13 protein-coding genes are annotated in these 19,918 nt (G+C 71.0%); 3 read left to right on the top strand and 10 right to left on the bottom strand.

Translation table 11 applies throughout. From position 1 onward, the window contains the following. The first annotated feature begins 79 nt into the window (after positions 1-79). Positions 80-979, top strand: a complete 900-nt coding sequence (locus AD017_RS17185) for an alpha/beta hydrolase (RefSeq protein WP_060574829.1) — start codon at positions 80-82, stop codon at positions 977-979. 128 nt (positions 980-1,107) lie between these two features. Here the strand turns inward: AD017_RS17185 and AD017_RS17180 are convergent, their stop codons facing one another. Next, positions 1,108-5,019, bottom strand: a complete 3,912-nt coding sequence (locus AD017_RS17180) for a DNA-directed RNA polymerase subunit beta' (RefSeq protein ID WP_060574828.1) — start codon at positions 5,017-5,019, stop codon at positions 1,108-1,110. 50 nt (positions 5,020-5,069) lie between these two features. After that, positions 5,070-8,579 carry a DNA-directed RNA polymerase subunit beta gene (locus tag AD017_RS17175; protein WP_010232380.1) on the bottom strand — a complete coding sequence of 1,170 codons (3,510 nt, stop codon included), beginning with the start codon at positions 8,577-8,579 and terminating at the stop codon, positions 5,070-5,072. 526 nt (positions 8,580-9,105) lie between these two features. Between AD017_RS17175 and AD017_RS17170 the strand changes: the two genes are divergently transcribed. Beyond that, positions 9,106-10,077, top strand: a complete 972-nt coding sequence (locus AD017_RS17170) for a cyclase family protein (protein WP_010232381.1) — start codon at positions 9,106-9,108, stop codon at positions 10,075-10,077. Next, positions 10,077-11,759 (top strand): AMP-binding protein, encoded by a 1,683-nt coding sequence (locus tag AD017_RS17165; RefSeq protein WP_060574827.1) that lies wholly within the window; start codon positions 10,077-10,079, stop codon positions 11,757-11,759. Before AD017_RS17170 ends, AD017_RS17165 begins: the two co-directional genes overlap by 1 nt. 68 nt (positions 11,760-11,827) lie before the next feature. Here the strand turns inward: AD017_RS17165 and rplL are convergent, their stop codons facing one another. From rplL to AD017_RS17125, 8 genes are all read right to left on the bottom strand, one after another. Continuing rightward, the gene (gene rplL, locus AD017_RS17160) at positions 11,828-12,217 is read right to left on the bottom strand and encodes a 50S ribosomal protein L7/L12 (RefSeq protein ID WP_010232383.1); all 390 of its coding nucleotides are present in this window, start codon (positions 12,215-12,217) and stop codon (positions 11,828-11,830) included. A 47-nt stretch (positions 12,218-12,264) separates the two neighbouring features. Beyond that, positions 12,265-12,834: a 50S ribosomal protein L10 gene (rplJ, locus tag AD017_RS17155; protein WP_060574826.1), complete on the bottom strand. Its 570-nt coding sequence runs from the start codon at positions 12,832-12,834 to the stop codon at positions 12,265-12,267. A 290-nt stretch (positions 12,835-13,124) separates the two neighbouring features. Then, a complete protein-coding gene (locus AD017_RS17150; protein ID WP_060574825.1) occupies positions 13,125-13,958 on the bottom strand; it encodes a hypothetical protein in 834 nt (277 codons plus the stop codon). 71 nt (positions 13,959-14,029) lie between these two features. Next, the gene (locus AD017_RS17145; RefSeq protein ID WP_060574824.1) at positions 14,030-14,602 is read right to left on the bottom strand and encodes a hypothetical protein; all 573 of its coding nucleotides are present in this window, start codon (positions 14,600-14,602) and stop codon (positions 14,030-14,032) included. Positions 14,603-14,791: 189 nt separating this feature from the next. Next, entirely contained in the window at positions 14,792-16,087 is a 1,296-nt protein-coding gene (locus tag AD017_RS17140; RefSeq protein WP_010225957.1) for an MCE family protein, read from the bottom strand. Continuing rightward, complete coding sequence (locus tag AD017_RS17135) at positions 16,084-17,406, bottom strand: MCE family protein (RefSeq protein WP_060574823.1); 1,323 nt, start codon at positions 17,404-17,406, stop codon at positions 16,084-16,086. Before AD017_RS17135 ends, AD017_RS17140 begins: the two co-directional genes overlap by 4 nt. Then, positions 17,403-18,803: an MCE family protein gene (locus AD017_RS17130; protein ID WP_082539070.1), complete on the bottom strand. Its 1,401-nt coding sequence runs from the start codon at positions 18,801-18,803 to the stop codon at positions 17,403-17,405. Before AD017_RS17130 ends, AD017_RS17135 begins: the two co-directional genes overlap by 4 nt. Then, the gene (locus AD017_RS17125; RefSeq protein ID WP_060574822.1) at positions 18,803-19,768 is read right to left on the bottom strand and encodes an MCE family protein; all 966 of its coding nucleotides are present in this window, start codon (positions 19,766-19,768) and stop codon (positions 18,803-18,805) included. The genes AD017_RS17130 and AD017_RS17125 overlap by 1 nt, the downstream gene beginning before the upstream one ends. Positions 19,769-19,918: the final 150 nt, after the last annotated feature.

Here is a 19,918-nt window from a genome sequence, read left to right as displayed (position 1 = left end):
GTCGGTGCTGGGCGATGGTGCTGTCGCACGTGGTCCGGCTGGTCACCCCGGGGGGCCGGTGTTCCGGTTACCGTCCGGTATGCACCTGCCGACGGCGGTCAACCGCTTCGCCACGCGCGCGCTCATCGCGCCACTGCTCGCACCGACACTACCCGTACCGGTCCGGCGCCGTGGCCTCGACCTCGTCGGCGCGTCGGTACCGCTCCCCCGCGGCACCCGGCGGGCCCGCGGCGAGCTCGGTGGCGTCCCCACCGAGGTGGTCGCGCCGTCCGTGCCGTTCGGACCGCACCGTGTGCTCTACCTGCACGGCGGCGGTTACCTGGTCGGGTCCGCCGCCTCGCACCGGCCACTGCTCACAGGGCTCGCACACGCGACCGGGACGCCCGTGCACGCGCCCGAGTACCGCCTGGCACCGGAGCACCCGTTCCCGGCCGGCCTGGACGACGCACTGGCCGCCTGGCACGCCCTGCGCGCGGCCGGACACCCTGCAGAACGCATCGCGGTCGCCGGTGATTCCGCAGGCGGTGGCCTGACCATGGCGCTGCTGCTGCGGCTCCGCGCCGACGGGGAGGACCTGCCCGGCTCGGTCGGGCTCGTCTCCCCCTGGCTCGATCTCGGCTGCACCGCGGACGCGATGACGCGCAACGCCGCGTCCGACGCGATGCTGGACCCGTCGTGGCTGCCGTCCGCCGCCGCCGACTACGCCCCGGGCGGCGTCGTGGCACCCGAGCTCCGCCCGCTCGACGCCGACCTCTCCGGGCTGCCGCCGCTGCACGTCGTCGCCGGATCGGACGAGATCCTCGTCGACGACGCCGACACCCTCGTCGAGCGGGCCCGTGCCGCCGGCGGCACCGTGGACTACCAGCGCGTCGAGGGCATGTGGCACGCCTTCCCGACGCTGGCCGGGCTGCTCGCCGAGGCCGACGACGTCCTGGGTCACCTGGGGGCGGCACTGCGGGCGGACTGCGGCGTGCGCTGACCTGCGACGGGCCCGGAACGCACGAACGGGGCCGGACACCGCCACGGGAGAGCGGTGCCCGGCCCCGTCCGGGACCTCCTCGGCCGCGTCCCGCCGCCGTCGCGGCGGGACGCGGTGCGGTCACCGCATCAGCGGTAGTCGCGCCCGAAGTCGTAGTCGTCCAGCGGCACCGCGGCACCGGTGCCCGTGCCGAACACGTCGGGGCTGTAGTAGCCGTCGTCGTAGCTCGGCAGCGCGTAGGCGGCCGCGCGGGCCTCCTCGGTCGGCTGGACCTGGATGTTCCGGTACCGGTTGATGCCGGTACCCACCGGGATCAGCTTGCCGATGATCACGTTCTCCTTGAGCCCGACGAGCTTGTCGCGCTTTCCGTTGATCGCGGCATCGGTGAGGATCCGGGTGGTCTCCTGGAACGAGGCCGCGGACAGCCACGACTCCGTCGCCAGCGAGGCCTTGGTGATCCCCATGAGCACCGGGCGGCCGGAGGCCGGCTCGTTGCCCTCGGCGACGACCCGGCGGTTCTCCGACTCGAACTCGCCGCGCTCGGCGAGCGCGCCGGGCAGGAACTCGGTCGCACCGGAGTCGATGATCGTCACCCGGCGGAGCATCTGCCGGACGATGACCTCGATGTGCTTGTCGTGGATGTCCACGCTCTGCGTGCGGTACACCTTCTGCACCTCCCGCACGAGGTGCAGCTGCACCTCACGCGGGCCCATGACGCGCAGCACCTCGTGCGGGTCCGCCGTGCCCTCGAGGAGCAGCTGACCGACCGTCACGTGGTCGCCGTCGGCCAGCGGCCGCTCGGCACCGTCGACCGAGGTCATCCCGAGCCACTGCCGCTTGGACAGCTTCTCGTAGACGATCTCCTCGCCGCCGTCGTCCGGGATCAGCGTGATCTTCCAGAAGCGGTCGCCGTCCTCGATGCGGATGCGTCCGTCGACGTCGGCGATCGGCGCCTTGCCCCGCGGCACCCGGGCCTCGAAGAGCTCGGTGACACGCGGCAGACCGGTCGTGATGTCGTCGCCGGCCACACCACCGATGTGGAAGGTACGCATCGTCAGCTGCGTGCCCGGCTCACCGATGGACTGCGCGGCGACGATGCCGACGGCCTCGCCGACGTCCACCAGCTTGCCGGTGGCCATCGAGCGGCCGTAGCACATGCCGCAGATGCCGGTCGCCGAGGCGCAGGTCAGCGCGGACCGCACCCGGATCTGCCGGATGCCGGCACCGACCAGGGCGTCCAGCGCCGGGTCGCCCAGGTCGTCGCCCTTGCGGACGATCACCGTGCCGTCGGGCGCGGTGACCTCCTCACCGGAGGTACGGGCGTACACCGAGGTGCGCAGGTACCGGTGCGGGATCAGGCGGCCGTCGGCCGTCTCCTCGGTGACCTGCATGGTGATCGCACGCTCGGTGCCGCAGTCCACCTCGCGGACGATGACGTCCTGCGAGACGTCGACCAGACGCCGGGTCAGGTACCCCGAGTCGGCGGTCCGCAGCGCGGTGTCCGCCAGACCCTTCCGGGTGCCGTGCGTGGAGATGAAGTACTCCAGCACCGACAGGCCCTCGCGGAAGTTCGACTTGATGGGCCGCGGGATGTACTCACCCTTGGGGTTCGCCACCAGGCCCTTCATGCCCGCCAGCTGGCGGACCTGGGCCATGTTGCCCGCGGCACCGGACTGCACGATCGTCGGGATCGGGTTGTCCTGGGGGAAGTTCTCCTCCATGGACCGCGCGACCTCCTCCGAGGCCTGCGACCAGATCTTGACCATCTCGTCGTTGCGCTCCTGGTGCGACAGGGCGCCGCGCTGGTAGCGCTTGTTGATCTGGTCGGCCTTGACCTCGTACGAGTCCAGGATCTCCTGCTTCTTCGGCGGGACGACGACGTCGTCGATCGCCAGGGTGACGCCCGAGCGGGTCGCCCAGAAGAAGCCGGCGTCCTTGAGGCGGTCCAGGACCTGCGCGACCTCGGTCATCGAGTACCGCTCGGCCAGGTCGTTGATGATCATCGCCTGGCGCTTCTTCGGCAGCGGCTCGTTGACGAACGGGTAGTCCGCCGGGAGCAGCTCGTTGAACAGCACCCGGCCGAGGGTGGTGTCGGCCGTCCAGACGCCGTCCTCGGTGACCGTCTCGGCCGCGGCACCCGCGGTCGGCGTGACCTGCGGGAGCCGGATCTTGATCGGCGCCTGCAGGTGGAGCACCTTGCGGTCGTAGGCCATGATCGCCTCGGCCGAGGAGCCGTAGTGGTTGCCGGCCCCGTGGGCCTCCTCGCGCAGCCGGGTCAGGTGGAACAGACCCGTCACCATGTCCAGGCGGGGCATCGCCAGCGGGCGGCCGGACGCCGGGGACAGGATGTTGTTCGAGGACAGCATCAGCACGCGGGCCTCGGACTGCGCCTCGGCCGACAGCGGCAGGTGCACCGCCATCTGGTCACCGTCGAAGTCCGCGTTGAACGCCTCGCAGACCAGCGGGTGCAGCTGGATGGCCTTGCCCTCGACCAGCTGCGGCTCGAAGGCCTGGATGCCGAGACGGTGCAGCGTCGGCGCACGGTTCAGCAGCACGGGGTGCTCGGAGATGACCTCCTCGAGCACGTCCCACACCTGCGAGCGGCCGCGCTCGACCATCCGCTTGGCGGACTTGATGTTCTGCGCGTGGTTGAGGTCCACCAGGCGCTTCATCACGAACGGCTTGAACAGCTCCAGCGCCATCTGCTTGGGCAGACCGCACTGGTGCAGCTTCAGCTGCGGGCCGACGACGATGACCGAACGGCCCGAGTAGTCGACGCGCTTGCCGAGCAGGTTCTGACGGAACCGGCCCTGCTTGCCCTTCAGGAGGTCGGACAGCGACTTGAGCGGGCGGTTGCCCGGTCCGGTCACCGGCCGGCCGCGACGGCCGTTGTCGAACAGCGCGTCGACGGACTCCTGGAGCATCCGCTTCTCGTTGTTGACGATGATCTCGGGCGCGCCGAGGTCGATCAGTCGCTTGAGGCGGTTGTTCCGGTTGATGACCCGGCGGTACAGGTCGTTCAGGTCCGACGTGGCGAAGCGGCCACCGTCGAGCTGCACCATCGGGCGCAGGTCCGGCGGGATGACCGGGACGCAGTCGAGCACCATGCCCATCGGCGAGTTGCCGGTGGACTGGAACGCCGCGACGACCTTCAGGCGCTTGAGCGCACGCAGCTTCTTCTGGCCCTTGCCGGACCGGATGATCTCGCGCAGCTTCTCGGCCTCGGCCTCGATGTCGAAGTTCTCCAGGAGCTTCTGGATCGCCTCGGCACCCATGGCGCCGGTGAAGTAGTCGCCGTAGCGGTCGTACAGCTCGCGGTAGATGGACTCGTCCGCGATGAGCTGCTGGACGTCGAGCTTGGTGAACGTCGTCCAGATCTCGTCGAGCCGGTCCAGCTCGCGCTGGGCACGGTCGCGGAGCTGGCGCATCTCCCGCTCGCCGCCGTCCTTGACCTTGCGGCGGACGTCGCCCTTGGCACCCTCGGCCTCGAGCTCGGCGATGTCGGACTCGAGCTTCTGGGCGCGGGCCTCGAGGTCCGCGTCGCGGGTCTGCTCGATCCGCCGGCGCTCCACGCTCATCTCGTTCTCGAGCGTGGACATGTCGTTGTGCCGCAGCTCGGTGTTCACCGAGGTGATCACGTACGCCGCGAAGTAGATGATCTTCTCGAGGTCCTTCGGAGCCAGGTCGAGCAGGTAGCCCAGCCGGCTCGGGACGCCCTTGAAGTACCAGATGTGCGTGACCGGCGCGGCCAGCTCGATGTGGCCCATCCGCTCACGACGCACCTTGGCGCGCGTGACCTCCACGCCGCAGCGCTCGCAGATGATGCCCTTGAACCGGACGCGCTTGTACTTGCCGCAGTAGCACTCCCAGTCCCGGGTCGGACCGAAGATCTTCTCGCAGAAGAGCCCGTCCTTCTCCGGCTTCAGGGTGCGGTAGTTGATGGTCTCCGGCTTCTTGACCTCACCGTGCGACCACTGGCGGATGCCCTCGGCGGTGGCCAGGCCGATGCGCAGTTCGTCGAAGAAGTTGACGTCGAGCACGTATGTCCTCTGTTTCTTCGTTATCTCGGCTGAGTCGGTCTACGGCGGGGTCAGTTGACGACGTCGTCGACGGTCATCGACTCCGAGCCCGGGCGGCTGGACAGGTTGATGCCCAGGTTCGCGGCGGCACGCTCGAGGTCCTCGTCGTCGGCGTCCCGCATCTCGATCGCCGCGCCGTCGCTGGAGAGCACCTCGACGTTCAGGCAGAGGGACTGCAGCTCCTTGAGGAGCACCTTGAACGACTCGGGGATCCCCGGCTCCGGGATGTTCTCGCCCTTGACGATCGCCTCGTAGACCTTCACGCGGCCCACGACGTCGTCGGACTTGATCGTCAGCAGCTCCTGCAGGGTGTAGGCCGCGCCGTACGCCTGCATCGCCCAGCACTCCATCTCACCGAAGCGCTGACCACCGAACTGCGCCTTACCTCCCAGCGGCTGCTGGGTGATCATCGAGTACGGGCCGGTCGACCGGGCGTGGATCTTGTCGTCCACCAGGTGCGCCAGCTTCAGGATGTACATGTAGCCGACCGCGACCGGGAACGGGTACGGCTCGCCGGAGCGCCCGTCGAGCAGCTGCGCCTTGCCGTCCGGCTGCACCATCCGCTCACCGTCGCGGTTCGGGAGGGTGCTGCCGAGCAGCCCGGTGATCTCGTGCTCGCGCGCACCGTCGAAGACCGGCGTCGCGGTCTTCGTGTCGGCGGGCACCGAGTAGAGCTCCTCGGGCATCCGGGACGCCCATTCGGGCTGCCCCTCGATCTCCCAGCCGGTCTTGGCGATCCACCCGAGGTGGGTCTCCAGGATCTGGCCGATGTTCATACGACGCGGCACACCGTGGGTGTTCAGGATGATGTCGACCGGCGTGCCGTCCGGGAGGAACGGCATGTCCTCGGCCGGGAGGATCTTGCCGATGACGCCCTTGTTGCCGTGGCGGCCGGCGAGCTTGTCACCGTCGGAGATCTTGCGCTTCTGGGCCACGTAGACCCGGACCAGCTCGTTGACGCCCGGGGCCAGCTCGTCGTCGTCGTCGCGGGAGAAGACCCGGATGCCGATGACCTTGCCGTTCTCGCCGTGGGGCACCTTCAGCGAGGTGTCGCGGACCTCGCGCGCCTTCTCACCGAAGATCGCGCGGAGCAGGCGCTCCTCCGGGGTCAGCTCGGTCTCGCCCTTCGGCGTGACCTTGCCGACCAGGATGTCGCCGGGCTGGACCTCGGCACCGATCCGGATGATGCCGCGCTCGTCGAGGTCGGCGAGCACGTCCTCGGAGACGTTCGGGATGTCCCGCGTGATCTCCTCGGCACCCAGCTTGGTGTCACGGGCGTCGACCTCGTGCTCCTCGATGTGGATCGAGGTCAGGACGTCGTCCTGGACGAGGCGCTGCGACAGGATGATCGCGTCCTCGTAGTTGTGGCCCTCCCACGGCATGATCGCCACGAGGAGGTTCTTGCCCAGCGCCATCTCACCGTTCTCGGTGCACGGTCCGTCGGCGAGCACCTGGCCCACCTCGACCCGCATGCCCTCGTCGACGATCGGCTTCTGGTTGTTGCAGGTGCCCTGGTTCGAACGGCGGAACTTGTTCAGACGGTAGGTCTGACGCTGCCCCTCGTCGTCCATGACGGTGATGTAGTCGGCGCACAGCTCCTCGACCACACCGGCCTGCTCGGCCACCACGACGTCGCCGGCGTCGACCGCGGCCCGCAGCTCCATGCCGGTGCCGACCAGCGGCGACTCGGAACGCAGCAGCGGCACGGACTGACGCTGCATGTTCGCACCCATGAGGGCGCGGTTCGCGTCGTCGTGCTCGAGGAACGGGATCATCGCGGTCGCGACCGACACCATCTGGCGCGGCGAGACGTCGATGTACTCGACGCCGGTGGGCGAGATCAGGTCGACCTCGCCGCCCTTGCGGCGGACCAGGACCCGGTCCTCGGCGAACGAGCCGTCCTCGTTCAGCCGGGCGTTCGCCTGGGCGACGACGAAGCGGTCCTCCTCGTCGGCGGTCAGGTAGTCGATCTGCTCGGTGACGACACCCTCGGTGACCTTGCGGTACGGGGTCTCGATGAAGCCGAACGGGTTGACCCGCGCATAGGAGGCGAGCGACCCGATCAGACCGATGTTCGGCCCCTCCGGGGTCTCGATCGGGCACATCCGGCCGTAGTGCGACGGGTGGACGTCACGGACCTCCATGCCCGCACGCTCACGCGACAGACCACCCGGGCCGAGCGCCGACAGGCGGCGCTTGTGGGTCAGGCCCGCGAGGGGGTTGTGCTGGTCCATGAACTGGGACAGCTGCGAGGTGCCGAAGAACTCCCGGATCGCGGCCGTGATCGGCCGGGTGTTGATCAGGGTCTGCGGCGTGATCGCCTCGACGTCCTGCGTGGTCATCCGCTCGCGGACGACCCGCTCGGTGCGCGACAGACCGACCCGCACCTGGTTCTGGATCAGCTCGCCGACGGTACGCAGACGCCGGTTGCCGAAGTGGTCGATGTCGTCGGTCTCGACCGGGATCTCCCGGGCGGAGTCGCCGGAGCCCACCGACATCGTGGTCTCGCCGGCGTGCAGCCGGACGAGGTACTCGATGGTCGTGGCGACGTCCTCCTCGGTCAGCGTGCCGACCGAGTTCTCGATGTCCAGACCGAGCTTCTTGTTGGCCTTGTAGCGCCCGACCTTGGCCATGTCGTAGCGCTTGTCCTTGAAGAACAGGTTCTCCAGGAGGGCCTGGGCGCTCTCGCGCGTCGGCGGCTCACCGGGGCGCAGCTTGCGGTAGATGTCGAGCAGCGCCTCGTCCTGACCCGCGGTGTTGTCCTTCTCCAGCGTGGTCATGATCGTCTCGGAGAACCCGAAACGCTCGCCGATCTGCTCGGCCGTCCAGCCCAGCGCCTTCAGCAGCACGGTGACCGGCTGGCGGCGCTTGCGGTCGATGCGGACACCGACGGTGTCGCGCTTGTCGACGTCGAACTCCAGCCACGCACCCCGGCTCGGGATGATCTTGACCGAGTAGACGTCCTTCTCGGTCGTCTTGTCGATCGAGTGGTCGAAGTACACACCCGGCGACCGGACGAGCTGCGACACGACGACGCGCTCGGTGCCGTTGATGATGAAGGTGCCCTTGTCCGTCATCACGGGGAACTCACCCATGAACACGGTCTGGGACTTGATCTCACCGGTGGTGTTGTTCGTGAACTCCGCCGTGACGAACAGCGGGGCCCCGTAGGTCATGTCCTTGTCCCGGCACTCCTCGACGGAGGCCTTGACCTCGTCGAAGCGGGGGTCGGAGAAGGACAGCGACATCGACCCGGAGAAGTCCTCGATCGGGGAGATCTCGGTGAGGATCTCCTCGAGACCGCTCACGGGGAGGTCGTCGCCGGCCTCGATCCGGCGCTGGAACCAGGCCTCGCTGCCGACGAGCCACTCGTAGGACTGGATCTGCAGGTCGAGGAGGTCCGGGACCTCCAGCGGCTCGGAGATCTTCGCGAAGGTGACCCGAGTGGGTGCACCGGGGTAGTTCGGGTTCGCCGAAGCGGAGAGGGTCGAGGTGGTCGCGGCGGCGCGGGAGACAGCCAAGATGCGTCCTTCCGAGAACTGCGCTTCTCGTCTGGCGTGCGCCGGTGGCGAGCGCTACCGTCTCCCTCGATCCGATCGGGTCCCCCCGGGATCGTGAGCCGGCAGCCGGCCCCGTCGCACGCCGTCTGTTGTCAGGCGCCGTCGTGCGCGCCAGAATCCCCGCGCCCACTCCGCCGGACCCTCTCCGGCGGCCGACGGACACACCGCCAGGCCCGGATACTTCCGGTAGTGAGCGCGCAGAGCCTGGGCGCAGGCAGCGCAAAGAATGACTATAGACGCTGCGAACGCAGCTGTCGAGACAGGTCGCCGATTTCAGCATCCAGGCAACCACCGTGGCCCAAGAGTGACCTGCCCGGCGCACCGAGTCAAGTCCCCGAGCGTCGATGAACGGTCGGAAGTCCGGGACGACCGGTCGTCGGCCGTCCGTTCGCAGCGGTTCCTCCCGATGGTTGACACGACGTCGTCGCCACACCAACGATCTGTCACGGGTCGATGACGACGCGGATGACGACGCGGGAGGACGACGATGTCCGACGACACCCCTTCGATGCGCGAGCTGCTCGGGGACGACGCACCGTCGAACTGGGGCCGGTGGGGCCCCGACGACGAGCTCGGCTGTCTCAACTACCTCGACGCCGGCGAGGTCCTGCGCGGCGTACGGCACGTGCGGTCCGGCGAGGTCTTCACGCTGCAGATCCAGATGGGGCGCACCGACTCCCCCGGCGATCCGCTGTGGCCGGGCCGGGAGGGCATCAAGCGCCAGAACGTGATGGACGAGGGCACCTGGGACGGTGCGGACGCGCCGCAGTTCCCCGGCGGCCTGCACTACGCCGACGACACCGCCCTGATCTTCCTGCAGGGCTCCACGCAGTACGACGCGCTCGGCCACGTCTGGTACGACGGCAAGCTCTGGAACGGCTACGACGCCCGCTCGACGGTCGACGCGATGGACCGGGCGTCGGTGCTCCCGATCGCCGAGAAGGGTGTCGTCGGACGGGGGGTCCTGATCGACGTCGCCCGGCACCGCGGGAAGCAGTGGCTGGAGAAGGGCGAGACCTTCGACCACACCGATCTCGAGGCCGCCGCGGCGGCGCAGGGGGTCGAGATCGAGCCGCACGACGTCCTCGTCGTCCGCACCGGGTGGATGCGGTACTGGTACGAGCTGAACGACCCGGAGACCTTCTACACCGACTTCAAGGAACCCGGCCTGACCTACTCCCGGGAGCTCGTGGAGTGGTTCCGGGACAAGGAGATCCCCAACCTCGTCACCGACACCATCGCGAACGAGGTGACGACGGAGCCGGGTACCGGGGTGGCCCTGCCGCTGCACTGCGCACTGATGCGCAACCTCGGCGTCACCCTCACCGAGATCGCCTGGCTCGACGACCTCGCCGACGCCTGCGCCGCCGACAACCGCTGGAGTTTCCTGTACGCGGCCGCGCCGCTGAAGGTCGTCAACGGGACCGGCGCGCCGGTGAACCCGATCGCGATCCGCTGATGGGGTACGCGGACCGCCCGTGGCTCCCCCGCTTCGCCGAGGGGCAGCCGCACGACATCACCCCGGACTTCCCGGATGCGCTGACGATGTTCCGCGCGGCGGTGGCGCGGAACCCCGACGGGGACGCGATCCGCTACTTCGACGGCGCCGTCACCCACCGCGAGCTCGACGCACTGACCGACGCCTTCGCGGCCGGGCTCCTCGACGCCGGCTTCACCGCGGGTGAGCGGGTCGCCATGTACCTGCAGAACGTGCCGCAGTTCGTGATCGGGCTCGTCGGGACCTGGAAGGCGGGCGGCGTCGCCGTCTCGGTCAACCCGATGAACCGGGAGCGGGAGCTGGACCTGCTGCTGCGTGACTCCGGGGCGTCGGTCCTGGTGTGCCTGGAGTCGCTCTACGCCGACGTCGCCGCCGGGGTGGTCGCGGGGACCGGCGTCCGCACCGTCCTCACGACCTCCGAACGGGACTTCCAGACCCGGGACGACCCCCGGGCGTTCGGCGACGCGCCCCGCCCGGACCTGTCCGGGGCCGCCGTCACCGGCCTGGGCGCGTTCCTGGAGCGGTACCGCGGGACGGTGCCGCCCGCGGTGTCCTTCGAGGCCGGGGACACCGCGTTCCTGACCTACACCTCGGGCACGACGGGGCCGCCGAAGGGAGCGATGAACACACACGGCAACGTCGTGTTCAACAGCCAGGCCTACGCCACCTGGTGCGACCTCGGCGACGACGACGTGGTGCTCGGCGTGGCACCGCTGTTCCACATCACCGGGCTGATCGCGCACGTGACCCTGGCCCAGTACCTGGCGGTGCCGCTGGTGCTGTTCCACCGGTTCGAGCCGTCGCTGGGGATCGACGTGATCCGTGAGCACCGGCCCACCTTCACCGTCGGCGCGATCACCGTGTTCATCGCGCTGATGAACGCCCCGAACGCCGAGCGCTCCGCACTCGCGTCGCTCACCACGATCGCGTCCGGGGGCGCGCCGATCCCGCCGTCCACGGTGACCGCGTTCCACGAGGTGTTCGGGCACTGGATCCACAACGTCTACGGGCTCACCGAGACGACCTCGCCGTCGCACGGGACGCCGATCGGCACGCAGGGCCCGGTCGACGCCGCGTCCGGGGCCCTGTCGGTGGGGGTGCCGATCTACAACACCGTCGTGCGGATCCTCGACGACGAGGGCGCCGAGCTGCCGCCGGGCGAGGTCGGCGAGATCTGCACGTCCGGCCCGCAGGTCGTGTCCGGCTACTGGAACAAGCCGGAGGAGACGGCGACGGCGCTGCACAGCGACCCCACGCGGCCGCCGGAGCTGCACACCGGCGACGTTGGCTACATGGACGAGGCCGGCTGGTTCTACATCGTCGACCGGAAGAAGGACCAGATCAACGCGGGCGGCTACAAGGTCTGGCCGCGCGAGGTGGAGGACGTGCTCTACGAGCACCCCGCGGTGCGGGAGGCGGCCGTCGTCGGCGTCCCGGACCGGTACCGGGGCGAGACGGTGAAGGCCTTCGTCTCGTTCCGCCAGGGCACGAGCGCGACCCCGGAGGAGCTCGTCGCGTTCACGAAGGAGCGGATGGCGGCCTACAAGTACCCGCGGCAGGTCGAGATCCTCGACGAGGTGCCCAAGACGGTGACCGGCAAGGTCCTCCGCCGGGAGCTGCGGGACCGCGACCCGCGGGGATAGGACCCCGGGAACGCAGAAGGGGCGGGACCCGCGTCGGGTCCCGCCCCTTCCGGGCGCATGCGCTCAGATCACTTGAGGGAGATCTTGGCGCCGGCCTCTTCGAGCTTGGCCTTGGCCGCGTCCGCGGCCTCCTTGTTGACGCCCTCGAGGAGCGGCTTCGGCGCACCCTCGACGAGGTCCTTGGCCTCCTTGAGGCCCAGGCCCGAGACGACCTCACGGACGACCTTGATGACCTGGATCTTCTTGTCACCGGCGGACTCGAGGACGACGTCGAACTCGTCCTTCTCCTCCTCGGCCGGGGCGTCGCCCGCGGCCGGGGCGCCGGCGGCCGCGACGGCGACCGGGGCGGCGGCGGTGACGTCGAAGGTCTCCTCGAACTTCTTCACGAAGTCCGAGAGCTCCAGGAGGGTGAGCTCCTTGAAGGCATCGAGCAGCTCGTCGGTGGACAGCTTCGCCATGATGGCTGGTCCTTTCTCTTACGAAAGACGTTCGGTGGGGGTGGTGATCAGCTCTCGGCGGAGTCGCCGTCGGCCGCGGCCTCGGCCGGGACGGACTCGCCGCCCTCGACCTTCTTGTCGGCCAGGCCCTGGGCGAGCCGGGCGACCTGGGAGGCCGGCTGGCTGAACAGCGTCGCGGCCTTCGACAGGTTCGCCTTCATCGCGCCGGCCAGCTTGCCCAGCAGCACCTCGCGGGACTCGAGGTCCGCGAGCTGCTCGATCTCGGCGACGGACAGGGCGCGCCCGTCCATGTACCCGCCCTTGATCGACAGGCCGGGGTTGTCCTTGGCGAACTTCTTCAGCGCCTTGGCGGCGTCGACAGCCTCGCCCTGGATGAACGTGATCGCGGTCGGACCGGCGAGCAGGTCGTCGAGACCCTGCACACCGGCGTCCGCGGCCGCGCGCTTGACCAGCGTGTTCTTCGCGACGCGGAACTTCGCGTCCGCACCCAGGTCCCGGCGCAGCTGGGTCAGCTTGGCGACGCTGAGTCCGCGGTACTCGGTCACGACCGAGGCGTTGGCCTCGCGGAAGCGGCTGGTGATCTCCTCGACCGCTGCGACCTTGTCAGGTGCTGCCATCGCTGCCCTCCTCTCGGGTGGTTGGTCCTTGCAGGTGCCACCGCACCGACCCCGAGAGACGACGAACGCCCCGTGCGCAGAGCACGGGGCGTGGAAAGTACTGGGGCGCTGTCGCGCCGGATCGCCTCGTCCTCCTGCGCGGGCCGCCCGGTTCTTCCGGGACCTTCGACGCTCCGGCGAGCCGGGGCGCAGACCTGCGGTCTTCGGTGGATCGTGGACAACCCTACGCGAGCGCCCCGTACCCCCGGCAGGCGGGGGTACGGGGCGCGGGACGCGACGTCCGGACCGGGTCAGGCCGGGGTCATGGCGCCGATCTTCCAGCGGCCGTCGAGGAACTCGGCGTCGATCCGCAGCCGGGCCGCGGCCGAGCCCTCCTGCGGCGCCCCGCCGTCGGCCTGCCGGCGGATGACCTGGTTGACGAACACGTACACGGTGGCCCGGTCGCCGTCGATGCTCGCGACCGCGGACTTCGGGATCGTCGCGGTGACGACGGCCTGCTGCTGCGGGGCGAGGTCCCGCACGCTGCCGAAGATCCGCTCGAACTCCGGCCGGAAGGCCGGGGTGATCACGTCGGCGGCGTCGGCCTCGGCCTGCTGCAGCCGGGCGTAGTCGAACGAGTAGACCTTGGTGACCGCCTCGCCGACCTGGGCGCTCACCTCGGCCGTGGCGCCGACGTCGGTGAGGGCGGTGTTCGCCGCCGAGCCGGCGAACTCGGTGCGGTACCACTGCACACCGAAGAACGCGGCGGCCGCGGTGAGCAGCACGGTGACGGCGAGCAGCACCGCGGTCGCCCGGCCGGTCGCCGGGGCGGCAGGGAGCGGAAGCCTGCGGCGGGCGCGGGGGGCCGGGTCGGCGGTGCCCCCGCCGGTGGCGGTGGTGTCGGCGTCGGGGTCCAGCTCGGTCCCTGCCGCGTCCTCCGGCTCCGCCGCGCCGGTTCGCACCGGTGCGGCGGGGGCGACGTCGACCGGGGCGTCGGCGCGCTCGTCGACGGCGACGCCGCCGGTGGTCGTGCCGGACGTCTCGCCGGTGCCGTCCTGCTCGTCGTCGGCGCGGCCGGTGCGCGGCCGCCCGGCGACCTGGGGCCTGCGGATGCCGCCCGTGGGGCGGCGGCGCGGGGTGGACATGCGGTGACCTCCTGGGGTGGTCGACCTGGGAGCGGGCCGGCGGCCGGTGCGGGCCGCCGGGAGGGCGGGACTCAGCCTTCGGAACCGGGCGTCAGCAGCGGTTCGAGGGCGTCGACCTTCCAGCCGTCCGGGGTGTCGACCATGCCGAGCTCGATGCGCTGCCGGGTCACGGTCGGCTGGCCGCCCTCGGGTGTCACGGTCACGTCGACGCCGGCCAGCACCCTGGCCGTCCCGGCCCGCGGGTCGACCTCGGACACGGCGGCGTCGGCGACGGTCGCGGTGGTCGTGCGCTTCTGCTGGGTGACGAGCTGGGCGTAGGCGTCACGGTTCTTCTCGAACTCGTCCCGCACGGAGCCCGACGACGACTGGATCCACAGGTCCAGGCCCTTCTGGGCGTCGTTGTGGTCCAGCGTGTTCAGGTTGATGACGGCCTGGCGGGCGTCGCGCAGTGCCTCGTCACGGGCCTGCGACACCTGCACCGAGTCGCTGTTCAGGGCGATCAGCCAGAGCGCTCCGAAGACCAGTGCCAGCACCGCGGCGACGATCGCCGCGATCGGCAGGATCCGGGCGAGCCGTCCCGGCTCCCGCGGGGGGTTCGGCGGCTCCCCGGCGTCGGCCGGGCGCTCGTCGAGTTCGGTGACCATTGCGGAGCGTTCCTCCTCCCGGCTGCGGGGGCACAGCCGCTCGGCGGCCGCTCGGGGCGGCCGTGGGGCCGGCCGTGGGACCGGGCCGCCCGGCGGGCGGCCGCGGCACCGCGGTCGTCGTGCCGGTCGCGCCACGGGGGTGCACGACCGTCGTGCCGGTCACGCCCGCCGGGGGCGCGACCGTCGCGCTCATCCGCCCATCAGGATCTGGGCGGCGTCGTCGACCAGGCCAGACGAAGCGATCCGCTCGGGACGGTCGTCGCCGAGCGAACCGGCGTTGGGCCGCGTCCCGGGCCCGCCGTCGGTCCCACCGGCGCCGGGGTCTCCACCGTTCCCGGAGAACCCGGAGTTGCCCGAGTAGTCCTGCACCTCGAGAGGCTGGGGCCTCTCGACATTCTGCATACCGCGCACGTTGGTGGGGCTGCCGGGGGGCTCGGCGCAGCGGGCGTCGGAGTTCACCGGGACCTCGCTGACGTCCAGGCCACCCCGGGTGTCCGTGCCCTCGTACCCGCGGGCGCAGGCCGGCGGGTCGAAGAAGTTGACCACCAGGCCGAGGTGGGCCGTCCCGTCGCCGGGCACCACGTTCGGCGCCACGGCGACCAGTCCGGGGTAGGTCACCAGCAGCTGGCGCAGCCCCGCCTGGCGTGGCTCCAGCAGCTCGCTGACGGTGCGCAGGTTCGCGACCGACTCGCCGAGACCCGGGCCGCTCTCGCGGATCAGCCCGCTCAGCTGGTCGCCGGCCCGGGGGCCGTCGTCGATGATCCGCCGGATGTCCGGGTCGGACTGCTTCAGCTGCTCGGCGACCTCGCGCAGCCCCCGGCTGAACTCCTGGAACTGCGGTGCGACCTCGTTCTGGGTGGTCAGGACCGGACGCGCGTCGCGGATCAGCGCCGTTGTCTGCGGCAGCGCCTCGGTCGCGGTCCGGGTGAACTGCCCGGACGTGTCGAGCAGCTGCTGCAGCGGCTGCGCGGTGCCCTCGAAGCCCTGGCCCAGCTCCGACACCACGGTGCGCAGCGAGTCCTTCGGCACCGTCGAGACGAGCCCGTCGAGCTCGGTCAGGAAGGTGTTGATCCCGACCGGGGCCTGGGTGCGCTCCTGCGGGATCACGGCACCGGCGGCGAGGGTCTCGCCGCCGTCGGCGACGGGCTGCAGGTCGACGTACTGCTCACCGATCGGCGACAGGTTCCCGACGACGGCGCGGGTGTCGGCCGGGATCTCCGGCGACCCGTTGGCGATGTCCAGCTGGACGTCGACGCCGGACTGGGACAGCGACAGCGGGCCGACCCTGCCGACGCTGACGCCGCGGTAGGTGACGTCGGCGCCGGTGAAGATCCCGCCGGAGTCGGCCATCTGCACGGTCACCGGGTACGTCGTCGCCCCGAAGATCCGGTCCAGGCCCGCGTAGCGGAACCCGGCGTAGCCGACACCGACGATCGTCACGATCGCCAGCGCGATCAGCTGCCAGCGGACGGTCTTCGTGATCACGATCCACCTCCGAAGAGTCCGCCGAGGAGACCGCCACCGCCGGAGTCACCGGACTCGGGCGCCGGGGTCGGGGTCGGGGTCGCCGGTGCCGTTCCGGACGGCGCCGGGGTCCCGGGCGCGCCCTCCGCGGGGGGCGCCGGTGCCGGGGTCGCCTGCTCCGGCCCGAGCAGCGGCAGCTGCGGGACGCCGGGGGCAGGCGGGGTGGCCGGCGCGTCCCCGCCGAGCAGCGGGGTGAGCAGCTGGGCCGTCGGCGGCAGCTGTTGGAGCTGGTCCAGCGGCAGCGGGAGTCCCAGCTGCCGGGAGTTCAGGATGTTCTGCAGGATGTTCCCCAGGTCGGCGTCGACCGTCACGTAGAGGTTCGCGTAGTCGCCGGCGACGGCGTCGGTGGCCGCGTCGGTGAAGGGGATCGTCAGCAGCAGCTCGAGCGAGTCCGGCAGGTTCTGCCCGGAGTCGGCGAGGTTGCGCAGGACCGGTCGCAGCGCCTCGAGATCGGCGAGGAGGTCGTCGCGGGAGCGGTTCACGACGTTCGTCGCGACGCCGGACAGCCGGTCGAGCGCCTGCAGCATCCCGACCAGCTGGGTCCGCTGCGCCTCCAGCTCGCGCAGCCCGGGGCTGATGTTCTGCAGGGCGTTCTGGATCTGCGGACGGCGCTCGGCCAGCGTCGCCGACAGCCGGTTGAGGCCGTCGAGCGCGCGGTTGATGTCGTCCTTGCTCTGGTCCAGCGACCCGACCAGCTGGTCGAGGTTGCCGAGCAGGGCCCGGATCTCCGGCTCGCGTCCGGAGAGCGCGTTGTTGAGCTCGGTGGAGATCGTCCGGATCTGCGCGACGCCGCCACCGTTGAGCAGCATCGACAGCGCGCCGAGCACCTCCTCGACCTCGGCCGCCCGGCCGGAGGACTGCAGCGGGATCCGCCCGGCCTGGGCCAGCGAGCCCTCGGCGGGACCCTGCGGACGGTCCAGGGACACGAACTTCTCGCCGAGCAGCGACGTCGTCCGCACCCGGGCGGTCGAGTTCGCCGGCAGCTCGACGTCGCGGTTGACGTCGATCGTGACGAGCGCGTTCCAGGAGGCCGGCTCCACGTCGACGCTCTCGACCGTCCCGATCGGGACGTCGCCGTAGCGCACGATCGACTGCGGGACGAGGTCCACGACGTCCGGGAACTCGATCTGCACCCGGTAGGGGTCGTCGCCGAGGCTCGCGCCACCGGGCAGCGGGATGCCCCGCAGGCCGCCGTCGACCACGCCGCAGCCGCTCGCACCGATCGCCACGGCGGTCAGCAGGGCGGCGGCGCGACCGATCCGGCCGGTCGTGCCGATCACGATCCACCTCCGAAGAGTCCGCCGAACAGGCCGCCGCCGCGCTCCTCCGGCTCGGGTACCGGCGTCGGCGTGGCCTGGGGGCCGGACGTCGGTGCCGGAGCGGCGGGCGGGGCGCTACCGGGGGCCGGGGTCTCCGGGGCCGGGGCCTCCGGGGCGGACGGCGCCGGGGCGCCCGGGGCCCGCAGCTGCGAACCCGGGTCGGTCAGGGAGAGCGGCGAGCCGGGCAGCAGCTGGGGCAGCGCCGGGTTGGACGGCGTCACGCCCTGCTGGAGCTGGGTGATGATCTCCTGCGGCGTGGGCAGCGGGACCGCGCCGTCGAGGATCGGCTGCAGGCCGTCACACAGCGCTCCGGCTCCGGCCTGCGGTCCCTCCGTGGGGAGCGTGCCCGCTCCGCGGCGGAGGATCTCGCAGATCGCGACCGGCAGCGGGTACGCCAGCTCGTTGATGTTCGCCCGGGTGTCCAGGGTCTCCGACGATCCGTTGTAGATGTTCGCCAGGTTGCCCAGTGCCGCCGGGGCGGTGTCCGCGATCTCGGCCAGCGCCCGCTGGTGGTCCACGACCTCCTGCGACACGTTCGCGAGCTTGTCCACGTTGGACTTGAGCGCGCCGCGGTTGTCCTGGACGAAGCCCGCGACGTCCCCGAGCGCGTAGGACAGCTCGTTGAGGGCGCCGCCCAGCTCGCCGCGCTGGCCCGCGAGGAACCCGGTCACGTCGGCGAGCTTGCCGTTGAGCTCCCGCACGCCGGGGTCGTTCTCCTTCAGCGTGGCGACGAACTTCTGCAGCTCGGTGACGGTGCCGAACAGGTCCTCGCTGGAGCCGTTCAGCGTCGTCGAGAGCCCGCCGAGGTTGCGGATGGTGTCGTTGAGGGCACGGCCGTTGCCGTCGAGGTTCTGCGCGGCGACGTCGAGCGTGTCGTTCAGCGCACCGTTCGCGTTGGCGCCCTGCGGGCCGAGTGCCCGGGACAGCTCGGTGGCGGTCCGGGTCAGGTCGTCCACGCCCAGCGGGAACGCGGTGCGCTCCAGCAGGATCGGCTCGCCGTTCCACTCGGGTCCACCGGTGTAGACCGGCGTCAGCTGGACGTACCGGCCGGTGACGAGGCTGGGCGAGACCACCGCGGCCTTGACGTCGGCCGGGAGGGTCACGTCGTCGTCGGTGATGGTCATGTCGACCCGCACCCGGTCGCCCTCGGGGGTGATCTTCTCGATCTTCCCGACCGGGACGCCGAGCACCCGCACGTCGTTGTCCTCGAACAGCGCCGCGGCGCTGGTGAAGTACGCGGTGACCGGGCGGCCGCCACCGGAGGTGATCAGCCAGATCGCGCTCGCCGCCAGCACGGCGACGACGGCGACCAGGGCACCGAACTGCAGCGCGCGCCGGTCGTTGGCCCAGGAACCCATCAGCAGTCACCCCCCAGCGGGACGGCCGGCGGGACGAGCCCGCAGACGTAGTTGTCGAACCAGCGGCCGTTGCCGAGGGCGTTGCCGAACACGCGGACGAACACCGCTTCCTTGTCCAGGATCTCGCCGAGGTTGTCGCGGTTCTCCTCGAGCACCGCCAGCACCTTGTCCACGGTCTCCAGCGCCGGCCGCAGCTGCTCCTGGTTGTCGCCCACCAGCCCGCGCAGCTGCACCGACAGCTTCTGCACGCCGTCGAGCAGGTTCGCGATGGCGTCCTTGCGCTGCTGCAGCTCGCCGAGCAGGAGGTTGCCGTCGTCGACGAGCTTGACGACGTCGCCCCGCCGGTCGGCCAGCGTGGTCGAGAGCTGCCGGGTGTTGGCGAGCAGCTGCTTGAGCTGGCCGTCCCGGCTGGAGATCGTGTTCGAGAGCCGGGACAGCCCGTCCAGCGCCCCGCGGATCTCCGGCGGCGTCTCCCGGAAGGTGTCCGAGTGCGTGGTCAGGCTCGTCGCCAGCTGGTCGGTGTCGAGCTGGTCGATGGTGCCCGACAGCCCGTTGAACGCGTCCACGACGTCGAACGGGGACTTGGTGCGGTCCCGCCCGATCGGCGCGTCCGGGTCCTGCTCGGCGTCGCCGCGCGGGTCGAGGGCCAGGAACTTCGAGCCGAGCAGCGTCGCGATCTCGATCGACGCCGTCGTCCGGTTGCCGACCCAGGCCTCCTCGACGCTGAAGTCGACCTTCACGTGGTCGCCCTCGAGCTCGACGCTCTGCACCCGGCCCGCCTCGACGCCGGCGACCGTGACCCGGTCGTTCGCCTGCAGGCCGGCGGCCTCCGGGAACTCCGCGGTGTAGCGGGTCGCCCCGGAGAACAGCGCCTCGTAGTTGAACGCGGCCAGGGTCAGCGCCACGACGGTCACGAGGCCGATCGTGGCGACCAGGACGGGCCGCTTCTGCCCCACCTGTGCCATCAGTTGCCTCCCGGCTGCAGCGCGGCGGTCGGGTCACCGCTGGAGTCGACGCCCTGCCCGGCCGGGTTCGCCAGCTGCTCCAGCGACTCGGTGTTCGGGTCGCGCATCAGCGGGTTGTCCTCGGGCTTCTGCGCCCGGTCGTCCGGGCCG

This window comes from Pseudonocardia sp. EC080619-01, from assembly GCF_001420995.1.
Lineage (GTDB): Bacteria > Actinomycetota > Actinomycetes > Mycobacteriales > Pseudonocardiaceae > Pseudonocardia.
The sequence above is the reverse complement of the archived record's forward strand: the minus strand, read 5'-3'. Positions and strand labels throughout refer to the sequence as shown.

Excerpts from the sequence above, each read along its gene's own strand:
- AD017_RS17185 (WP_060574829.1), top strand. The coding sequence starts at position 80 with ATGCACCTGCCGACGGCGGTCAACCGCTTCGCCACGCGCGCGCTCATC.
- AD017_RS17170 (WP_010232381.1), top strand. The coding sequence starts at position 9,106 with ATGTCCGACGACACCCCTTCGATGCGCGAGCTGCTCGGGGACGACGCA.
- AD017_RS17165 (WP_060574827.1), top strand. The coding sequence starts at position 10,077 with ATGGGGTACGCGGACCGCCCGTGGCTCCCCCGCTTCGCCGAGGGGCAG.
- rplL (WP_010232383.1), bottom strand. The coding sequence starts at position 12,217 with ATGGCGAAGCTGTCCACCGACGAGCTGCTCGATGCCTTCAAGGAGCTC.
- rplJ (WP_060574826.1), bottom strand. The coding sequence starts at position 12,834 with ATGGCAGCACCTGACAAGGTCGCAGCGGTCGAGGAGATCACCAGCCGC.
- AD017_RS17150 (WP_060574825.1), bottom strand. The coding sequence starts at position 13,958 with ATGTCCACCCCGCGCCGCCGCCCCACGGGCGGCATCCGCAGGCCCCAG.
- AD017_RS17145 (WP_060574824.1), bottom strand. The coding sequence starts at position 14,602 with ATGGTCACCGAACTCGACGAGCGCCCGGCCGACGCCGGGGAGCCGCCG.
- AD017_RS17130 (WP_082539070.1), bottom strand. The coding sequence starts at position 18,803 with ATGGGTTCCTGGGCCAACGACCGGCGCGCGCTGCAGTTCGGTGCCCTG.
- AD017_RS17125 (WP_060574822.1), bottom strand. The coding sequence starts at position 19,768 with ATGGCACAGGTGGGGCAGAAGCGGCCCGTCCTGGTCGCCACGATCGGC.